The organism is Streptomyces sp. NPDC029164 (genome assembly GCF_055563995.1).
This window is the reverse complement of the sequence record NZ_JBVHWW010000005.1, coordinates 204815-223926: the sequence shown is the minus strand read 5'-3', so window position 1 is coordinate 223926 and position 19112 is coordinate 204815. Positions and strand designations below refer to the sequence as shown.

12 protein-coding genes and 2 pseudogenes are annotated in these 19112 nt (G+C 67.6%); 8 read left to right on the top strand and 6 right to left on the bottom strand.

What is annotated here, in order from left to right:
* Positions 1-202 precede the first annotated feature (202 nt).
* Complete coding sequence (locus ACZ4VT_RS07450) at positions 203-1234, bottom strand: hypothetical protein (protein ID WP_467947477.1); 1032 nt, start codon at positions 1232-1234, stop codon at positions 203-205.
* A 137-nt stretch (positions 1235-1371) separates the two neighbouring features.
* On the opposite strand from ACZ4VT_RS07450, the gene ACZ4VT_RS07445 reads away from it, so the two are divergent.
* Together ACZ4VT_RS07445 and ACZ4VT_RS07440 are read left to right on the top strand one after the other, a co-directional pair.
* Positions 1372-6468, top strand: a complete 5097-nt coding sequence (locus tag ACZ4VT_RS07445) for a hypothetical protein (protein ID WP_467947475.1) — start codon at positions 1372-1374, stop codon at positions 6466-6468.
* Positions 6469-6951: 483 nt separating this feature from the next.
* Positions 6952-7134, top strand: a pseudogene (locus ACZ4VT_RS07440) (CorA family divalent cation transporter); the annotation flags it as partial.
* A gap of 107 nt (positions 7135-7241) precedes the next feature.
* On the opposite strand, the gene ACZ4VT_RS07435 reads toward ACZ4VT_RS07440, so the two are convergent.
* Positions 7242-7364: a hypothetical protein gene (locus ACZ4VT_RS07435; protein WP_467947474.1), complete on the bottom strand. Its 123-nt coding sequence runs from the start codon at positions 7362-7364 to the stop codon at positions 7242-7244.
* Between the two features lie 376 nt (positions 7365-7740).
* Here ACZ4VT_RS07435 and ACZ4VT_RS07430 point away from each other — a divergent pair, with 376 nt between their 5' ends.
* The 6 genes and pseudogenes from ACZ4VT_RS07430 to ACZ4VT_RS07405 all read left to right on the top strand — a co-directional run bounded on the left by ACZ4VT_RS07430 (position 7741) and on the right by ACZ4VT_RS07405 (position 14703).
* Positions 7741-8241 carry an SseB family protein gene (locus ACZ4VT_RS07430; protein ID WP_467947472.1) on the top strand — a complete coding sequence of 167 codons (501 nt, stop codon included), beginning with the start codon at positions 7741-7743 and terminating at the stop codon, positions 8239-8241.
* Complete coding sequence (locus ACZ4VT_RS07425) at positions 8238-8885, top strand: hypothetical protein (protein WP_467947470.1); 648 nt, start codon at positions 8238-8240, stop codon at positions 8883-8885. Before ACZ4VT_RS07430 ends, ACZ4VT_RS07425 begins: the two co-directional genes overlap by 4 nt.
* Positions 8885-13474 carry a putative T7SS-secreted protein gene (locus ACZ4VT_RS07420; protein ID WP_467947468.1) on the top strand — a complete coding sequence of 1530 codons (4590 nt, stop codon included), beginning with the start codon at positions 8885-8887 and terminating at the stop codon, positions 13472-13474. Before ACZ4VT_RS07425 ends, ACZ4VT_RS07420 begins: the two co-directional genes overlap by 1 nt.
* Complete coding sequence (locus ACZ4VT_RS07415) at positions 13461-13925, top strand: hypothetical protein (RefSeq protein ID WP_467947466.1); 465 nt, start codon at positions 13461-13463, stop codon at positions 13923-13925. Before ACZ4VT_RS07420 ends, ACZ4VT_RS07415 begins: the two co-directional genes overlap by 14 nt.
* 461 nt (positions 13926-14386) lie before the next feature.
* A pseudogene (locus ACZ4VT_RS07410) lies at positions 14387-14479 on the top strand (CorA family divalent cation transporter); the annotation flags it as partial.
* 35 nt (positions 14480-14514) lie between these two features.
* Positions 14515-14703, top strand: coding sequence for a hypothetical protein (locus ACZ4VT_RS07405; RefSeq protein WP_467947464.1), 189 nt, complete (start codon positions 14515-14517; stop codon positions 14701-14703).
* Between the two features lie 231 nt (positions 14704-14934).
* On the opposite strand, the gene ACZ4VT_RS07400 is transcribed toward ACZ4VT_RS07405, so the two are convergent.
* From ACZ4VT_RS07400 to ACZ4VT_RS07385, 4 genes are all read right to left on the bottom strand, one after another.
* Positions 14935-15648, bottom strand: coding sequence for an alpha/beta fold hydrolase (locus ACZ4VT_RS07400; RefSeq protein WP_467947462.1), 714 nt, complete (start codon positions 15646-15648; stop codon positions 14935-14937).
* Between the two features lie 171 nt (positions 15649-15819).
* Positions 15820-16728 carry a helix-turn-helix domain-containing protein gene (locus ACZ4VT_RS07395; RefSeq protein WP_467947461.1) on the bottom strand — a complete coding sequence of 303 codons (909 nt, stop codon included), beginning with the start codon at positions 16726-16728 and terminating at the stop codon, positions 15820-15822.
* A 41-nt stretch (positions 16729-16769) separates the two neighbouring features.
* Positions 16770-17621, bottom strand: coding sequence for an alpha/beta fold hydrolase (locus ACZ4VT_RS07390; protein ID WP_467947459.1), 852 nt, complete (start codon positions 17619-17621; stop codon positions 16770-16772).
* A 138-nt stretch (positions 17622-17759) separates the two neighbouring features.
* Positions 17760-19007: a PucR family transcriptional regulator gene (locus ACZ4VT_RS07385; protein ID WP_467947457.1), complete on the bottom strand. Its 1248-nt coding sequence runs from the start codon at positions 19005-19007 to the stop codon at positions 17760-17762.
* Between the last annotated feature and the right edge of the window lie 105 nt (positions 19008-19112).

The following is a 19112-nucleotide window of genomic DNA, read 5'->3' as shown; positions in this document are numbered from 1 at the left end:
GGTTGGTTCGGCCACCGCCCTGCGCTCAAGAGCAGGGCGCAGTGGCCGAACCAGCGAGCGAGACTTCAGCACTCGGGGGGCGAGGGCCCCTGCCACCATCGGCGCCTGCCCCTCACTCCGGGAGAGGGTCTCCATCGACCTCTCCCCATGCCTCTTTCGATTCCAGACGGCAGGTAAGGCCGCTCCGAATTGTGAGAACTGGTCAGAGAGGGGGGCCAGCGGAGAAGAAGGACATGAGGCTTCGCGTTAGTCGGGTCGCTTCGCCGAGGCCGTACCAGAGGCCCAGGAGCACATAGGCCATCACGATGAAGGCCACTACCGCCAGAGGCATCAGGAGCTCGGCTGGCGCGCCCAGCCTTGCGAGCAGCAGTGCGAATGCCGTGACGCTGATAGTCGACCAAAGGCACGCTTTCGCCAAGCGGCGTCCGTCGAGGCGGTCGGGCTCGATGACGGCTTCCTCGGGGAGATCCGCGTGAGGGAGCATCTTGGTGAATTGACCAGCTGCGACGTTGGTCGCGATGGCGCCGGCCAACGTGCCCAGCTTCCTTGCTGACCCAGTGCGGTCTGCAACCAGGCCATCCGCGGCCTGCATTATGGCCGTCTCCACGAGATCCGCGTGGGTGAGGAGCTCTTTGCGAAGGGCTCCCCGGGCTCCGAAATCAGAAGCTGCGTCCCGGGCGACCGTCCGCAGTGGAAGACCGAGCTCGGCGGCCTTGGCGCTGAGTTTCACTGCATTCGTGTACCGAATGCCATCCATCGTTGTCAGGTCGGCACTGGCCGTGAGGAGGTCGAGAAGCGGGTACAGAGGCTGATAGAGACGCAGTATGTTCTCGCCTCGCCAGGCCGAAACGATCCAGAGGAAGACGATCAAAGATAGCGTTGGCGTGATCGACACCCATGGGTCAGCGTTCGGGCCGAAGACGTAAGCGCTATAGGTCGGGCACCAGGCTTGGCCTGTGGTGAGCAGACCGCCCGGCCTACATGCTGCCGGGCGGGTTACGACAGCGAGCAGAGCCAGCACGGCAAAGAAGATCGCGATCCTCCTCACTCTTCGGAGAAACATCCACCGCTGGTAGCCGAGCGCCTTGCGGATGGTCGCAGCATCGAAGGCGATGCCCAGCTCGGTCGCAGCCTTCTCGGCCGGGACCACATGCTTCTCAACCCATCGGTGATGCAGACGCAACAGCGGGTGCCACCACGTCGGCAGGCTTGCTCCGCTCACTGCTTCCCCCATGCGTGGCAGCGTACTGGGACGTGTGACAGACCGTGCTGGTTCAGGGAGGGAGCCATCGGTGCTTGCGTGCATAGTTCTCGAACCAACGCTACGGTGAGCCGTGCGGCCACTGATAGCACGATGCCACCGAGGAGCACATGGACGAGCCCGTTGGACCGGACAATGCCGTTCGGTCCGCAGGTGAGACGACATCTGGACCCGCCACTGTTCCCCATGAAGCAGGCGCCAGGGTCGCCACGGCCGGTAAAACTGAGCGAGGCTCGAGCACCTACGCGACCGGCGGTGGCGGCGTTTCGTTCGCGCACCGTGTCGCAACTGTCTATCTCGCTGGCCTGTTGACCGGCGAACGACGGGCGGAGGCATCTGAGCTGCCGGTTCGGAGGGTGTCGTTCCAAACCGGGCCGGCGCACCCGGTGGACGACCTCCTTGTTGAGTGTGGCAATGAGGCCGCCGAGGTCATCCTCGCCGTGGCATGTCGAGCAACGCCGAATTTCGTCCAGAGCCATGCTGACACGGTGAAGCTCGTCAAGTCACTGCTCGCGGAGATCGAGAAGTTCGGCATCGACACTCACCGGGTGGCTGTCGCGACAGCCGGTTGGTCCGACCAGTGGGATCAGCTCGCGACGCTCTGCGGCATCGCGCGTGCTCATGCCGACCCGGAGTCGTTCCAAGCGGCCATGGACGTCGATGGCCGCTGGTCGAAGCCGGTACGTGAGCGCCAGCAGCATTTCCTAAAGATGGTCGAGAAAGCCGTCGCCGACGACACCACACCGGGAGAGGTCCTACGGCTGGCATGGCGGCTGCTTGGCCGACTGCACATCCTCGGCTTCGCAGTTCAGAGCCCGGACGAAGGCGACCGCGCGGCGGTCGCGACTTCGCTGGACGGCGTGGCGTCGGCAAACACAGACGGCGTGGTGGTCCGGGACCGACTCGAGGTTGAGACAACCCGCTACGACGCGACCGGTGCCGTGGTGGACCTCAAGATGCTTCGCCGTGACATGCACCTGGTTCTGGACTCGGCCGCGACTAGAAGCCAACACGCGTGGTCGGTGCTTGCTGAACAACGCAAGCTCGCCGTTGCCCGATTGCGGAGCACCATCGGTGATGAGTCATCCGGACGCGCGGTCAAGATCTCGTTCGCCGACCGTCGCGAGCAACTCGTCGAGGCCCTACGCGAGGCCGGTGGCCGCGCATCGGGTCTGTTGGTATCCGGCGAGTCGGGCATCGGTAAGAGCGCGTTGACGCTGTCGGCAATCGCCGAGTTGGAAGCCGCGGATCCCACCCGGTTCCAGGGGGCGGTGGTGAACTTCCGCGGCCTGCCGCAGTCGAGCATGGAGCTGCGTGCTGCGCTCGGGATGGCAATGGAGAACGTGCTCGCGGAGCTGTCGGCACCTGAGCGGGTCCTTGTCATCGATGCGGCTGATGCTGCTCTGGAGCGGTCTGCTGGCCTGTTGAGTGACCTGGCGTCGGCAGCGGCCGAGGCTGGCGTCGGGCTCGTGGCAGTGACCTCTGACGTGGCCTCCGATTTCGTGCGGGAGCAGTTGGAGCTGGGCTTCGCGAAGCCCATTCCATCGTTCACAATGCGGCCATTGGGAGACGAGGACATCTCGGTCGTCTCAAACCACTTTCCGCTGCTGCGCGCGGTCCTGCGGGACCTGCCCATGAACTCGCTGCTCCGCAGGCCCGTTGTACTGGACCTTCTGGCCCGGACCGGGGCGGAGCCCGAGAGCTCACTGGGTGAGTGGGAGTGCCTTCAGCTGGTGTGGAGCAAGGTTGTCCGGGGCGACGGGCGCCCCGGGGTCGGTTCGGCGGAGGCACGCGAACGGACCATGCTGGCGGTGGCCGCTGCGACGATGAAACTGCCCGAGAACCGTCGGCCTGGCGCAGGCGTGGATGCCGGAGCGGTCGATGTGCTGCGTCGGGACCATCTGCTCGCGCCGGCTAGCCCGTATCGGGATCAGCCGGAGTTCGCGCACGACGAAGTCCGGCGGTACGCAACCGCCATCCTTCTCGTCCGTGGCCAGAGCCCGACCGAGCTGCTGGAAGTGGTCCGGGCGCCCCGGTGGGAGCTGTCGGCCGCCACGCTTGCGTGCAAGGGACTGTTGGCAGCACCGGATGCTCGACCCGTTCGGAAGTTCACCGAACTACTCTCGGAATTCCAGGCGTTCGCGGCAGCGCACGGCCCCCGGTGGACCGACGTCCCGGTGGAGGCGGTCTTGGAGACGCCGTTCGCATACGAGTGCCTGACATCAGCGTTCACAGATCAGTCGGCCGGCCTGGCGCTCGGCGATGTGGTCCGAGTCGTCCAGCAGAGGCACAAGGCCAAGGGGTTGGTCGACCGTCTGATCTCGGGCCCCGTGGTGCAGGTTCTCCTTGATGGCGAAAGACCGTGGGATGTGTCGGAGCAGGCGTTCGAACTGCTTGCGGACTGGCTGCAGGCCCTGTCTCTGGCTCAGGTACCGGCTGGCAACGCACTAAGAATCCGGTTGCGGGACCGTCTCCTCTCCTACTGGAATTCGTTCCCTCTACGCGAAGCCAGCGGGGACCGACTGCACAGTCGGATGTCGCAGCCTCGTCGATTTCGAAGCAATTTGGATTACCACCTGACCAAGGAAGAGTTCGTCGAAACGTTGGCGCTGCTCGGACCGGAAATCGACGATGCCGTCGAAGCGTGTCTTCGGGCCATCGCGAACGACGCGCCGGCGTCCCTGGCTCCGGCTGCGGACTCGCCGTTGAGCGCCCGCGCCTTGGCGCAGAAGGACCCAGAGCTATTGGCGACGCTGATGGCGGCCTACTACATCAGCGACGACCCAAGCTGGCACCGAGACGAAGGCGTCCGACGGCATCAAGGCCGATGGACCAGTTTCGGGCCGCCGTTCTTCCAGTACTACTTCGGTGGGTTCTGGCAGTTGTTCCAGATCGCACCGCTGCGGACCTCGGTCCGCGTCCTGAATAGCGTTCTGAACAGCGGTGCGCGGGCACGCGTGGCAACGCTGTCGCGGCTCGGTTCGCCCGGAGAACTGGCTCGGTCCCTCGACGTCCGGGACGAGGAAGCGGATGGCAAGCCGAAGAATGGAGAGGATGGAGACCGCTGTGTGGTCCTGAACCTCGGCGGCACCACCCGCTCGTATGACGGCGACAGTCACGTGTGGTGCTGGTACCGGGGCACATCGGTCGGGCCCTACTCGGCCATGAGCGCGCTTCAGGCGATGGAACGTCTCGCCGACGCATGGCTCAGCCAGGGTGTGCCCCCGGGGAAGGTTGTCGCGGCCCTCTTGGACGGCTGCGAGAACCTGGCGATTCCGGGAATGCTGTTCGGTCTGCTCGTACGCCACATCGAGAACGTCGACGCTGAGCTCGACCCGTTCCTCGCCGAACCAGCCGTCTGGGAGCTGGAGTTCGGCCGCCATGCGAGTGAGTACATGGGGCTGCGTGCAACGACCGAAGGGCTCGCGAACCTCGAACGTCGCCAATGGACACCGCATGAGGTAGCCATGTGGCTGATGGGGCACGGCGGGGAGAAGCGCGCCGAGGCTTTGAAGAAGGTCGCCGACCAACTTGTCGAGAATGGTGATCGGCTCGGCATCAGCCGGGAGCTCACGAAGAACTGGGCCGCCAGCCTTGACTCGGAGCGATACCGAATCAAGCACCACGGCGATGAGTTCCACATCGAGGTCGAACCGCCGCCTGAGATGCGAGCCGCGCAGGAAGCGCATACGGCTCACCAAGCGATCACGCAGACCGCCCTGCGGCTGCAGAATCGGTACTGGGGCTCGTCCAGGCACAAGCCGGATTACGTGCCGCCCCCGTCGGAAGAGATTGCCGCAGACCTGGTAGCAGGCCGTGCCTTGCTCGAGTCCAATGGGGACCTGCTGCCGACTCGGCCTGTTGACGTCGTGGCCCACGTGGTCCGAGCAGCAGTCGCACGAGCCGCCACCGGCGATATGGAGGCGCTCGGTCCCGAGGCCCACTTCGCAACTGAGTTCGTCATCAGCATCGCGCTGTCGTTCAAGGACGCCGAGGATCAACGTCACGAGGGCCAGTACTTCGACCTTGGTGCCGACCGAGCCGTGGCCGCGACCCTGCCGGCGTTCCTCACACCCGCACTGGTAGCACCGCTGAAAGCGGTCGGTAGTTCAACTGAAGTCGTCGTCGAAGCCGGTCTTGCGATGGCAGGCAGATCGTCCTCGGAGACACGGTTGCACCTGGCGCGTGGATGTGATGTTGTCTGGGCGGTCCCATGCCACTTCGCCCCTTGCATCCACCGGACCGCGTTGAACTGGGCGCTCGAGACTGCCCGTTTCGCAGAAATCGGTCCGTGGGACCAGGAAGGCCAGCAACGGCGGGAAGTGCAGATCACCGGCGACATTGCCAAACGTCTTCAGGTGCTGCCGGGTGACTCCGTCGACATCGCGGTTCTCGACGCGGCCCTTCGCGGACTCGGCGCAGCCGCGTCGAGGGACCACTGTTGCACCGACGACGCAGCCGCGCTCCTCGCCTCGTTCCTCAGCGTCCAGCGACGCGCCATGGTCGCACACGAGAAGAAGGGCTGGACCGCAGATGACCGCGGCACTCACAGCCTCGTCGCCGCACGGGCCCTGCTCGAAGGCTTCGCGAAGAACGGCGACGCCGGATCACTGCTCGAACACCTCGACGTCCTTCGCGTAGATGCAGGACTGATGTCGAACTTCCTCCACGGTCTTGCCGCAGCAGGTGCAGAGAACGAGCGGCTTGCAGACGCGGCCCGAGGTGCCTGGCCGATCTTGCTGCGCCACGCCGTTGGCTATCTAAGCGACGACACGAGCCCATACCTCGACCATCACTGGGGCGACTGGGCCGCCGCCGCCCTGCTACCGGACCCTCGTGCGTGGGCGGAAGGCATGTACAACGAGGTCGTCGGTCAGCCCATCGATTGGGTCCGTGCTGAAGACCTCGTTGAGTCGATCGACGATTGGCTGCCGATCGCTCGCGGGGAGGTCAAGTCCGTCGACGCGCTAATCGGCCTCTTGCGGAGGCTCCCGGAGGAAGTCCAGGCCACCCGCGGCGTGCACTGGGTCTCCGCCCTGTGCATTCAAGATGGACACGTGACGGTCCCGAAGTCGTATCTATCGAACAGCTGGCTCACGGACGTGCGCAGAACGGCCGAGGAACTCGGCAGGTTGGACGAGTGGCAGATGCTCGTCGACTCCTTGGTCGTCGCCGGAAACGAGGGACTGGCACCGTACAGCAGGTGATGTCTCAGGGTCCCTGCTGAGAGCGGGCGGTCGCCAGTCTGGTCTTCGCGAAAGTTGATCGACGGCAGGCCCTCCGGTTGAGGCCAGGTGCGTGGAAGGGCCTGGCCTCCCACCGCATCCTGATTGTCGCCCCAATTCTTCGTTCACGACGGCCGTAGGACCGCGGTGAGGTCACCGTCGCCTGTACCGGCTCGTGGGTGGATCCCTCACACGTGCCGAGCGTCGCGAGTATGGGCGGGCGCTGCTGCAGGCGGGTGCGAGGTCACCGTCGCAGGGTCGTACGGCACGGTGCGTGGCAGCCGCGGAGAACCAGCAGCCGCTGGGGAGGATCTGGGGAGAATGAAGCCGCGTTGGGGAGCGGCTGGGGAGGATCGGCCGTACAAGCGGGCAGCACGGTAAAAGGGTCGGAAAGATCGATCGCCGCAGGTCGGACTGCCCACACAGTCGGTTTCCGCAGGTCAGCGGTGTGAGGGTGACGACTTCAAGAAGGTTTCCTCATGGGCTGCCATTTTGTTTGCTCCCACGCTCGTCGGAACTATCTACGGCATGAACTTCGTGTCCATGCCGGAACTCCAGTGGGCAGCCGGCTACCCCTTCGCAATCCTGCTGATGGCCGTGGTCTGCGTCAGCCTGTACGTCATCTTCAAGAAGCGCGATTGGCTCTAGCCAACGCACCCCACCAATGATCAACTTCCCTCGCGCCCAAGGTCTGCTCTCCCGCGCCGTCGACAACCTCCAGCAGCACGCGCCTGCGGAGCTGAGCCACCTGTTGATCACGCCGCGACCAGGCCCTCAGGTACGGACTCGGGCGCGGTGCCGAGCAGCGCGTCGATGGCCGCGTGCCCCTTGCCGCCGGCCTCTCGGGCGTCAGGCCGGAGAGGCGGCGGACTCGCCATGCTCGACGGATCGGCCGGGCCGTTGGCCCAGGACTCAGAGCCCGCAACCTGCGCAGCTGCGCGATCGCCAGGCCGGCTTCCGCCAGCCGTTTCCCGGCGCAACCCCCAGGCTCACCCCCGAGTTGGCGGGCCCCTCCCTTCAAGTTCCCGCTCAACGCACTGGTAGACCGGGCCTCCAGCGTGGAGCCGAACCTCTGCCCGAGGCGCTTCGGATGGTGGCCGCTCCAGGTACGCGAGACTCGTACGGGATCCCGTGTGAAGGGGACGGAGCGTTCCGCCCGATCGAGGTACGGACGCAACGCCCCGCGGGCGAGCCGACCGTGGCGGTGGCGGTCCCGCGTTGCTTTCGGGAAGCGGGGCATGCCAGCATCGGTCTGTGAGTGACAACGGGGATGACATATCAAGGCCTGAACGGGTGTCGAGGCTTCTGGAGTTGACCGATTGGCCCGCTTCGGAGGAGGCGGCCGCGCCGAACGCGGCCTCCGTACCGGCGGGGGAGCCGTCGGCGGATGAAGCGTTGGCTACCGCGAGGCGTGGGTTCGCCCGGCTGCTGGGCGAATTCCGGCGCACGGCGGTGCTCGTTCCGTTCGACCCTTACGGAAGTCTGTGGACGGCCGACCGGGACGGTGTGCGCTGGATCTGTGCGTTCTCGGACGAGGCGGCCCTGGCCCGCTTCGCCCGTGCGCAGGGCGACGGCGCGCGGGAGTGGACCTACCGGACGGTTCTGGGCGCACGGCTGCTGGACGTGATGGTGCCGATGGTGCCGGTACCGGCAGGCGTGGCGCTCGACGCCGGCAGCGAGGACGGCATGTTGTTCCCGCCTGTCGAGGGCATCGTTCCCAACGCGGCGGCAGTGGACCTCGGGGAGACACGATGAGCGGGAACGAGCCCGGCCTGGAAGCGCCGGCGTGGGCGCTGGTCGCAATCGCACGGGGCATCAACAAGGCTCACGCCGAGCTGAAGGAGCTCGGCACGATCGGTGAGGCGTCGACCGGGCGCGGTTTCTCCGACCTCGCGCTGTCGGGGCTGGAGTTGGGGCACGACGGCCTGACGTCCGAGTTCGAGCAGTTCTGCAAGCGGTGGGAGTGGGGCGTGCGGGCGCTCACCCTGCGCGGAAACGTCTTCGCGCAGGGCGTGGGTCTGTCGGCGGGTTCGTTCGCCGAACAGGACCAGTACGTCAAGGACGCGTTCAAGATCGGTGTCAACTCCCTCAACGGAAATCCCCACCTGTCGGAGGACGAGGTCAGCGAGATGAGCTGGTCCAAGGTCCGGGACCAGCACATGTGGGACGGTGCCGACTGGAGCGGGGAATCGTTCTCCGAAGCCCACACGGAGGTCGAGCAGACCTGGAAGAACACGACGTACGACGTCATGGACGCGCAGATGGACTCCATGGAGCGCTCCGGCCTCATCGACCCGGCTGTCCGGGACCGGCTGGACGAACAGCTGAAGGACGACCTGGATCCCTCCCGGGAGATCATCGAGCAGGCTGAGCAGCCTCGCTGGGGGGAGAACCGCTGATGGTGGACTTCGGTGGCCTGACCGACAGGTTGATTGACAAAGTCGACAGCGGGATCGACAAGGGCAAGGAACTGCTGGGTGAGGGAGTCGACTGGGCCACCGACAAGGCCGGCGACGCCCTGGAAACGGTCGGCGCGGACGACTGGGCGGACGCGGTCGAGGACTGGGGCGACGAGACCGCCTCTTCGCTCGGCGCGAAGGTGGGCGAGCAGCAGCTCGGGCAGACCGAGGAGGCCAATGAGCTGATCCATGGAAACCCGGCGAGGATCGCCTCGACCGTGAGCCACCTTCGGGACTTCCAGGCGGCGTTTGACCTGGTCGGCGACGGTATGAAGCAGCTCGATGCCAGCAACTGGCAGGGCGCGGCCGCCAATGCCTTCCGGGAGAAGTTCGCCACGCTGCCGACGGACTGGCTCCGGGCGGCCGACGCGTTCGAGGACGCGGCCAAGACCCTGGAGGCGTACTCCAAGGCGATCACCACCGCACAGGGGAAGGCCAAGGAGGCCGTCGCCCTGTACAAGGAAGGTGACAGCGACTCCAAGACGGCCGCCGACGCGTACAACAAGAAGGTCCGTGCCTACAACGCCGCTCGGACCGGCCCCAGCCCGCTACCGGACCCGGGCGAGTTCACCGACCCGGGCCAGTCCAAGCGCGCCCATGCCCGCGAGATCCTGACAGACGCCCGGCGCGCGCGCAACGAGGCCGCCGAATCGGCGAAGAGCGCTGTCGCGGCGGCGATGACGTACGCGCCGAAGGAACCCACAGGCCGCGACAAGCTCAAGAACGAGTTCATCGACCAGAGCCTGAGCGTGGGCGTGGAAGGCCTTCACCTGGCCGGCGGAATCGTCAAGGGAGGCGCCGGCCTGGTCAACTTCGTCCGGTCGGTCAATCCCCTGGACCCTTACAACCTGACCCACCCGGCCGAGTTCTACAAGGGCATCAACACGACACTCGCCGGCCTCGTCTCCACCGCGGCCAACCCCGACCGCGCGCTGAAGAACGCCTGGGAGGCCGCAAAGGGCGACCCGATGGAGTTTGTCGGGCGCCTCATCCACGAGGCCATCGGCACCAAGGGGGCAGGCGTCGTGCGAGGCGGCTTGCGGGCCGGCTTGCGGCCCGGGCAGTTGGCCGACGGTGACAAGCCGTCAGGTTCACGCGGAGATCACGAGAAGAATCCCGACAGCAACGGCAAGCGGTGCGGCGACACGGTCTGCAAGAAGGACCCGATCGACATCGCCACCGGACGCATGCTTCTGCCCCAGACGGACGTCACCCTCCCGGGCTCCATGCCCTTGGTGTTCCGGCGGACCTTCGACTCCGCCCGTCGCTCCGGCCGTTGGTTCGGCCCCACGTGGTCGTCCACGGTCGATCAGCGTCTGGACATCGACTCCGAGGGGGTCGTCTTCAGCTGCGACGAGGGCAGCCTGCTCGCTTACCCCCATCCCGCGCCCGGTGTACCGGTCGTGCCCACCCACGGACGGTTGTGGCCACTCGACCGGGTCGACGCCGGGTACACGATCACCGACCCCGACGCGGGCACGGTCCGGCACTTCGCCGACCACGGTGACACCTGCGCGCTCCTGACGCAGATCGACGACCGCAACGGCCGCTGGATCACCTTCGAGTACGACGAACACGGCGCACCGACATCGATCGTTCACCACGGCGGCTACCACCTGAAGCTGGAAACCGCCGACGGCAGGGTCACCGCTCTTCGTCTGGCGGGTGCGTCCCCTGACGGCAAGGACGCGGAGATCGTGCGCTACGGATACGTCGAGGGGAGGCTGGGCGAGGTCTTCGACTCCGTCGGCCGCCCGTTGCTCCACGGCTACGACGACCACGGCCGCATCACCTCATGGACCGACTCCAACGGCAGCCGTTTCGTCTACGAGTACGACGACCAGGACCGCTGCACGTACCAGGCGGGTGCGAACGGCCACCTCGAAACCCGTTTCACCTGGGACGGCACCGATCCCGAGTCCGGCCTTCGCGTCACCGCGCTCACGGACGGCCTGGGCAACACCGAACGTTTCGTCGTCAACGGCCGGTCCCAGGTCGTCGCCGAGATCAACGCCCTGGGAGCGGTCACCCGCTTCGAGTACGACCGGCGTGACCGCCTACTCGCCCGCACCGACCCCCTCGGCCAGGTCAGCCGGTACACCTACGACGCACACGGGCGGCTCACGGCGGTCGAACGACCGGACGGCCGGCAGTCGCGTGCCGAGTACGACGCGCTGGGAATGCCGGTGCGCATCATCGGCACGGACGGCAACGTGACGCGCCAGACCTTCGACGCGCGGGGAAACCGGACATCCGTCACCGATCCGTCAGGGGCGACGACCCGCTTCGGCTACGACGAGGCGGGTAACCTCGAAGTGATCACGGACGCCCTCGGCCGGAGCACCACCGTATGGCGGGACAAGGCGGGGCTGCCCGTCACCGTCACCGATCCACTGGGGGCGACCACGCGGTACGAACGCGATGCCTTCAACCGCCCCGTCGCGATAACCGACCCGCTCGGAGCGACCGTCCACCTGCGATGGGGAGCGGAGAACAGGCTGTCGACCCGTACGGAAGCCGACGGTACCCAGCAGTCGTGGACCTATGACGGCGAGGGAAACTGCGTCGGTCACAGGGACGCGATGGGAGGCGTCTCGACCTACGAGTACACCGACTTCGACTTCCTGATTGCGCGCACCGGGCCGGACGGCGTGCGCTACGAGTTCACCCACGACACGAACCTGCGACTCACCCAGGTCACCAACCCGCAGGGCCTGACGTGGAACTACGCGTACGATCCGGTCGGCCGACTCATATCCGAGACGGACTTCGATGGCCGGACGCTCTCCTATTCCTACGACGCTGCCGGCCGTCTCGTCACCCGGACGAACGGACTCGGCGAGCGCGTCCGGTACGAACACAACGAACTCGGCCAGGTCCTTCGCAAGGACGCCGCGGGTGCGGTCACCACGTACGAGTACGACATCTTCGACGAAGTCGCCGTGGCCGCGGCTCCCGACGCCGTGACGACCCGGTTGCGCGACCGCTTCGGGCGGGTCGTATCCGAGACGGTGAACGGCCGTACGCTCGATTTCACCCACGACGCCCTGGGGCGCCGGACCGGCAGGACGACCCCGAGCGGGGTACGCAGCACCTGGGCGTACGACGCGGCCGGTCGAAGGTCGGAGCTCACCACCTCCGGCCGCACCTTGACGTTCGAGCACGACGCGGTCGGCCGTGAACTCACGCGCCACATCGGCCAGACCCTCACTCTCCGGCACCAGTTCGACGTGCGGGGGCGGCTCACCGATCAGCAGATCAGTGGTGGGGGCGGCGTCCTTCAGCGCCGCGCGTACACCTATCGCGCGGACGGCAACCTGTCCGCCGTCGACGACCGGCTCTCCGGCAGCCGCAGCTTCGACCTCGACGAGGCGGGGCGGGTCACCGCGGTCCACGCGGCGAACTGGACCGAGCGCTACGCCTACGACGAAGCCGGCAACCAGACCGAGGCCTCCTGGCCCCGCACCCACCCGGTCCAAGAGGCAACCGGAAGCCGGTCCTACACCGGCACTCGGATCACCCGGGCCGGGAGCGTGCGCTACGAGCACGATGCGCAAGGGCGCGTCGTCTTGCGCCAGAAGACCCGGCTGTCACGCAAGCCGGACACGTGGCGCTACGAGTGGGACGCCCAGGACCGGCTCGTCATGGTGACGACACCGGACGGTGCGGTATGGCGCTACTTGTACGACGGACTGGGCCGCCGCATCGCGAAGCGACGCCTCGCCGCCGACGGCCGGAGCGTTCTGGAGCAGGTGTCCTTCACCTGGGACGCCACCATCCTCTGCGAACAGACGACCGAATCGCAGAACCTGCCGCATGCCATGACACTCACCTGGGACCACAGCGGCCTCCGGCCGCTGGCCCAGACGGAGCGGCTCTTCCGGGCGGACGCCCCGCAGGAGGCTATCGACGAGCGTTTCTTCGCGATAGTCACCGATCTCGTCGGCACACCGAGCGAACTCATCGACGAGTCGGGAACCCTTGCATGGCGGGCCCGCGGCACGCTGTGGGGAACGACGGCCTGGGCGGCGTCGAGCACGACCTACACCCCCCTTCGATTCCCCGGTCAGTACTTCGATCCGGAAACCGGCCTGCACTACAACTTCCACCGCCACTACGACCCGGAGGCGTGCCGCTACCTCAGTGTGGACCCGCTCGGTCTGGGTCCGGCGCCCAATGCCACGGCCTATGTCCACAACCCGCTGACATGGGCGGACCCGCTGGGGCTTTCCCCCTGCCCGCAGGTCGACCCCATCTCCCAGAACATCGCGGACCATTCCCGGAAGCGATTCAACGATCCGGGCGGCTTCGAACACTACGTGAAGGACGTCGACCCGAAGGCCTTGGAGTTCTACGTCGACGGGGTCATCAACGGGGACGTGCCCACGGTGCTGCAACCGAAGTTCCTGGAACGGGGCCGGGTGGCGTACTGGGACACGGACAAGAACGCCGTGGTCATCGAGGAGGGGGACAAGGGTACGGTCTTCACACCGAAGGAAGGGAAGACGTACTTCGATGAGCTGGAATGACGGGATGAGGCATCAGGAAGTGCGCAGCAGTACGCCCGACGTGACGATGACCGCGCAGCAGTTCAAAATCGTCTTCCAGGTGACGAAGGAGTTCGGCAGCATCCCCGAGGAGCGCCTGGCGGCGGCCGGGATCCCGCCGCACTGCTCCGTCGACGTCCTGGAGTTGGCACGCGACATCAAGAAGAGCGTTGCCGTCGGCCCGGTGGATGTGCACATCGTCTCGCCGGACTTCCCGGACGGGCGAACCCTGCGCGTTTCGGGCCCAGCGGGAGCGGAAGACGGGACGGAAGCCCTCAGGGAATTCCCTGCCGCGACCGCGAGGTGCTGGCGGCCATTGATCGGCTTGGCGGTCGAATCGCTGGGCGCGGAGGAGTTGCGGTTCAGGACCGGGTACAGCGGGGACGAGGTCGATTCGGCCTCGGCGCTGCTCGACGGCCTGTTCGCCACCTGATCGGCCCGGTCGTCGGAGGTTTGATCACGGCGGTGGAGACACCCGGGGCGCGAGAACGCCTCAACCGGGCCGTGGAGGAGCGCCGCGCGTGCCTGCGCCTAGGGGCTGCGCCACAGCCCTGGGCGTCGGGGAGCGCAGCGATTGTCCCCTGTGAACGAGCAGCCGTACCCAGTCAGGAGCTACTGCCAAGCGATTGACGGCCACCTACTCCTGCCTCGCTGCCGCTACGTCGCGCAGCCGGTCACGCCAGGCGGTTCGCGGTCCCGACCAGCGGCGATCCGTCTTCAGAGGCAGTCGCGGCTGGGGAGAACGTGGGGAGAGCGAAGCCCCGTTGGGGAGCGGCTGGGGAGGATCGGCCGTACAAACGGGCAGCACGGTGAAAGGGACGGAAAGGCTGATCGCCGCAGATCAGAGGGCCTCTCCGGGCGACTTCCGCAGGTCAGCGGCCTGTGGGTGACGACTTCAAGAAGATTTCCTCGTGGGCGGCCATCCTCTTTGCACCCACACTGGTGGGAACCATCTACGGCATGAACTTCGAAACCATGCCGGAACTGTAGTGGGTCGCATCCCGCTCAGCTCTCCTCGCGATTTGCTCTCGCATCACCCACAGTCCGCCTACCTGGAGAGGGCCGCGCAGCGGCAGATCGAGTGGGACAACCTCGACGAGTCGATCGCCGACTTCGACGACGTCAGGAGCCCCGCCGATCCCGAGGCCGTGGCGGCCAAGAGGGGCACGCTCACCGGCGGTACGTCCTCCGGCGCCGGTGCAGCCGCGTGAGCGGCGCGCTCGTCCTGGGCAGCGAGGGCCTGGCCAAGGCCGTGCAGCGCGGTCGCGAGGTCCGCGAGTGTCTTCGATCCGTTGCGCCAGCGCCGGGCACCGATGTACCGCTACTTGCGCTCGCGCAGCCAGGTGGGGAGGCCTTCCGGTCCGTTTCCGGTCCGAGCGCCCGAGCGAGGGGGGGACCCCGACCGGCCCGGTCCCGCACCTGTCGTCGCGGAGGTCGGTCGGTCAGCTCGCCGCCCGTACCGCGTCCCTGATCAGGTCGGCGACCCGGGTGGGCTCGGAGAGGACGACGGCGTGGGAGGCGTCCGGAAGTTCGACGACGACGGCGCCGGCCCGTGCGGCGCCGAAGCGCTGGACCTCGGGGCTGATCGTGCGGTCCGCCCCGGCCACCAGGGCCCAGGACGGTTTGGTCCGCCACGCCGCCGCGGACGCGGTCTCGGTGAAGGCGGCCGCGGCGAGCGGGCGTTGGGTCGCAGCCAGGACACCGGCGACGTCCTCGGGCACGTCCGCCGCGAAGACGGAGGGAAAGGCCGTCTCCTCGATGGTGAATTCGACCGCCGAGTCGCCGTCGAGGAGCGGGTACGTCCACTCCTTCAGGTGGCCCGTCAGCGGGGACTCGGGGAAGCTCCCCTGGAGCTGGCCGAGGCTCTCGCCCTCGTGGGGCACGTAGGCGGCCACGTAGACGAGCGCGACGACGTTCTCCGCGGCGCCGGCCACGGTGATCAGCGCACCGCCGTACGAGTGGCCGACGAGTACGGCCGGGCCTTCGACCTGGGCCAGGACGGAGGCGAGGTAGGCGGCGTCCGACGTCAGCCCCCGCAGCGGGTTCGACGGAGCGATCACCGGGATACCGCTGCTCCGCAGTTCCGAGATGACGCCTATCCAGCCTGTCGCGTCGGCGAAGGCACCGTGCACGAGGACGACGGTGGGGTTGGTCATGCGAGTTCTCTTCTCGGTGTCGGGCCACGTGTGGGGGCGTCGTCACGACGGTCGGGTCGCGGCCCGGAATTCGGCAAGAGGTCCGTGCGACGGTTACTCACGGTAGAGCCGTGGAAGTGGCTCCTCTTGTACGTGCGCGCAGCCGCGCTGTCATGACAGCGCACACGCGTCTCAGCGCCTTCGCTCGTCCTGGGCGCCGGCGGTCGTCGTCGCGAAGGCCGAGGTCGCCAGCGCCTGCCATTCGCTGGGGCTCATGCCGTAGGCCCCACGGAAGGTGCGGCTGAAGTGCGAGGGGCTTCTGAAGCCCCAGCGGTGTGCCACCGCGGCCATGGTGATCCTCCGGTTGGAGCGGCCCAGTTCGAGCCGGCAGAACTCGAGCCTGCGCCGTCGCACCCATTGGCTCACCGTGCTGCCGTCGTTCTGGAAGAGCCTCTGCAGGTACCGGACCGAGATGTGGTGGGCGCGTGCGATCGACTCCGGTGAGAGGTCCGGGTCCAGCAGATGTTCTTCGATGTGGGCGCGAATGCGCGTCAGCATGTTGTTGACGGACCCGGACGCGTCGTCGGCCTCGTCCGTCGCGTCCGCTTCGAGGAGCTCCATGACCAGGACGGAGAGGAGATGTACGGCCGTCCGGGCACGCCGGTCCCCGATCGTGGACTGGCGGAACTCCGCCTTGGCGGCGAGCGCGGTCAGGAAGTCGGACGCCAGCGCCCCGAGCCCCTCCCCGCCGCGTACGGGTACGCCGAGCACCCGGTCCAGTTCCGACTCCGTGACGCCCAGATAGCACCGGGGCATCCGGAAGAAGATCATCTGGCAGTCCTCGCCGAACCGCAGCAGATGCCGTCGGGCGGGGTCGCAGAAGACCAGGTCGTTCGGCTCCAACAGGGTTGTGGCACGCTCGTGGACGACGGTGACGCGCCCACGGACATGGACGCCGAGGTAGACGTCGGTCCGGTCGTTCGTCTCCGGCATCCCGGAGAGCATCTGGACCAGCCACCCCGAGCGGGAGGAGGGCGAGGCCGGATCGGGCGTTTGCCGGGGCACCCGTTCGGGCGCACGAGACATCAGTGTGAGGGTCATGGGGACTCCTAGCCGTAGGTGCGTGCGGGCGGAGGGCGGATTCACACCCCGTTCGCCGGCTCCTCGGCCAGGAACTTCTCCACCACGGCGTTGAAGGCCGGCGGGTTCTCCAGGAAGGGGAAGTGCGAGCTCGCCACGTCGGAGGCGAAGACGTGCAGGCGTGCGCCGGGAATCCGCTCGGCGACGAAGCGCTGCGAATCGGGATGCACATGGCTCCCCTGACAGCCGATCACCAGGGTCGGCACGTCGATCCGGGGAAGCACGTCGCGCCAGTCCTGCGCGCAGTGGTCGAACAGCAGTGGTACGCCCGCGTAGGCGGGTGTCGACCGGATCTCCTCGCCGACGAAGGCCAGCACCTCGGGGTCGGGCTCGCCGGAGAACATGCCGCGCACGAAGTCGGCGCGGACCGTGTCGCCCTCCGGCCCCGCGAGGGCCGCACCCAGGTACAACAGCCCCGACACATCGAAGATGGCACCGGAGTCCCGCTGTTCCCGCTCCGTCATCCAGGGCACTGCGGCGACCGCCGCGGGCTGGTCGACGGCGACGAAGCGCCGGATCCGTCCGGTCCCGTACTGGTCGATGAAGCTCCACCACACCGAGACGCCCATGGACCAGCCCAGCGCGTCGAAACGGTCGAGACCGAGATGGTCGACGAGTTCGAGCACGTCGCGGGAGAGCCGGGCGATGCGGTAGCCGTGACGCGGCTTGCCGGACTTCCCGTGGCCGCGGAGGTCGACGGTGACGACGCGACGGCCGGGCGCCAGCCCCTCGGTCTGGTGGCGGAACATCGCCTGCGTCTGCCCCCAGCCGTGCAGCATCACCAGCGGGACGCCCTCGCCGCCGGTGTCCTGGTACGCGAGCCGTGCGCCGTCCGTCGTGATCAGGTCCTTCATGACCTCTCCCCTGGTCAGAGGCGGTACGTCGGTGCCGCCCGTCCCGAACATCATCGAATGGGGCCCGCCGCCCGCACCACCGCGAGCTGTAGGAATCGGAGCGAGGATCCTTCTCGCTTTGTCGAAGCGAGTCCGTGGTCAGACGGCCTCGTCGTCGCCCGGGGCGAGGAGTTCCCCGATCCTGAGGCCGAGGTGCAGCGTGAGCCGGTGGGCGCCGTCGTCGAGGTCGAGTCCGGTGATCTCCTGGATCTGGCGCAGGCGGTAGTAGAGCGAGGTGCGGTGGATTCCCAGAGCGTCCGCCGTCCTGGGAATCGATCCCGCGTGGTCGAGGAAGCAGCGCAGGGTCTCCCGCAGGCGGTCGCCGCCATGAGCCTCGCTCAGGGTACGGAGCGGCTTCGGGAGCAGGGCCGCGTTCAGGGCGTGCTCGGGGAGCTGGAGCAGCACGGCGAGTTCCCCGAGCAGCTCCCAGTCACCGGCGTTCTTCAGGGCGGGCAGTCGGCGTGCCGCGCGTGCCGCCACGAGCGCCTGCTCGTACGAGGTCCATGCGTCGTCCAGGCTGGGGTGCCGGCCCCCGACGCCGATCACGGGGTCCGCCGACGGACCCAGGAAGGTGCGGAGTTCTTCCAGGATGCGGGCGGACTGTGCGGTGACCTCGTCCTGGCCGGGTGGGCGGTCGCGCAGCTGGAGCAGTGTCGCCCGCTCCTTGCCGATCGCGATGAGGCCCTGGGCCGAACGCGTCTGCCGGAACCCCTCCAGCGCCCCCCACAGGGCCGCCTCGGACTGCCGCACGAGCTCGGTCGCGCAGCTCAGCTGGACGACGGTGACCAGGGTGTGCTCGGCTGCTCCGAGCAGTCCGAGTTCCTTGCCTCGCCGCCGTGCGGTGGTACGGGCGGCGACGTGGGTGCCGACGAGTTCGAGGACGAGGTCCCGCTCGTCGGCCTTCCGGGTGTCGGTGGCGATGTGCTCTCCGTGCATCTGGGCGGCCATGGCCTCCGCGGCCCGGGCGATGGCATGTGTCTCGTGCTCTGGGAGCGTCTTCTCGGGCACGACCACCAGGAGCAGTCCGTGGAGGTGCCCGCGCTCGCGCAGGGGCACGACGTAACGGGGCAGCAGTCCGAGATCGTCACGGCCGTCGATGAATCCGGCTCGGGACCACTGGGTCACCCCCTGGGCGAGGACGTAGCGGATGGTCGCGTTGTCGGCGCGGCCCTGCAACAGGGTGCCGATGCGGACCGGGTCCTCGTCGCCGAAGTGGCGGCTCGTGCAGACCATGCGGACCAGCGGGTCGTCGACGGCGACGGACCGGCCGAGCCGCTCCGCGAGCTCGTCGACAAGCGCCTGGAGCTCGGGGCTGCCGGGGCGGGCTCGCTGGAGCCTTACCGTCATGCGCTGTTCCTCTCTCGACCAACGGTCCCCGCGGACTTCTCCATTCCGCGGCTCTTGATCATTCTGAGGAAACGACGACGTCGGCACATCACACGAATCGTCCAT

Bases quoted from the DNA above. Each gene is read 5' to 3' on its own strand.
- ACZ4VT_RS07450 (WP_467947477.1), bottom strand. From the start codon at position 1,234: ATGGGGGAAGCAGTGAGCGGAGCAAGCCTGCCGACGTGGTGGCACCCG.
- ACZ4VT_RS07445 (WP_467947475.1), top strand. From the start codon at position 1,372: ATGGACGAGCCCGTTGGACCGGACAATGCCGTTCGGTCCGCAGGTGAG.
- ACZ4VT_RS07435 (WP_467947474.1), bottom strand. From the start codon at position 7,364: ATGGCGAGTCCGCCGCCTCTCCGGCCTGACGCCCGAGAGGCCGGCGGC.
- ACZ4VT_RS07425 (WP_467947470.1), top strand. From the start codon at position 8,238: ATGAGCGGGAACGAGCCCGGCCTGGAAGCGCCGGCGTGGGCGCTGGTC.
- ACZ4VT_RS07420 (WP_467947468.1), top strand. From the start codon at position 8,885: ATGGTGGACTTCGGTGGCCTGACCGACAGGTTGATTGACAAAGTCGAC.
- ACZ4VT_RS07415 (WP_467947466.1), top strand. From the start codon at position 13,461: ATGAGCTGGAATGACGGGATGAGGCATCAGGAAGTGCGCAGCAGTACG.
- ACZ4VT_RS07400 (WP_467947462.1), bottom strand. From the start codon at position 15,648: ATGACCAACCCCACCGTCGTCCTCGTGCACGGTGCCTTCGCCGACGCG.
- ACZ4VT_RS07395 (WP_467947461.1), bottom strand. From the start codon at position 16,728: ATGACCCTCACACTGATGTCTCGTGCGCCCGAACGGGTGCCCCGGCAA.
- ACZ4VT_RS07390 (WP_467947459.1), bottom strand. From the start codon at position 17,621: ATGAAGGACCTGATCACGACGGACGGCGCACGGCTCGCGTACCAGGAC.
- ACZ4VT_RS07385 (WP_467947457.1), bottom strand. From the start codon at position 19,007: ATGACGGTAAGGCTCCAGCGAGCCCGCCCCGGCAGCCCCGAGCTCCAG.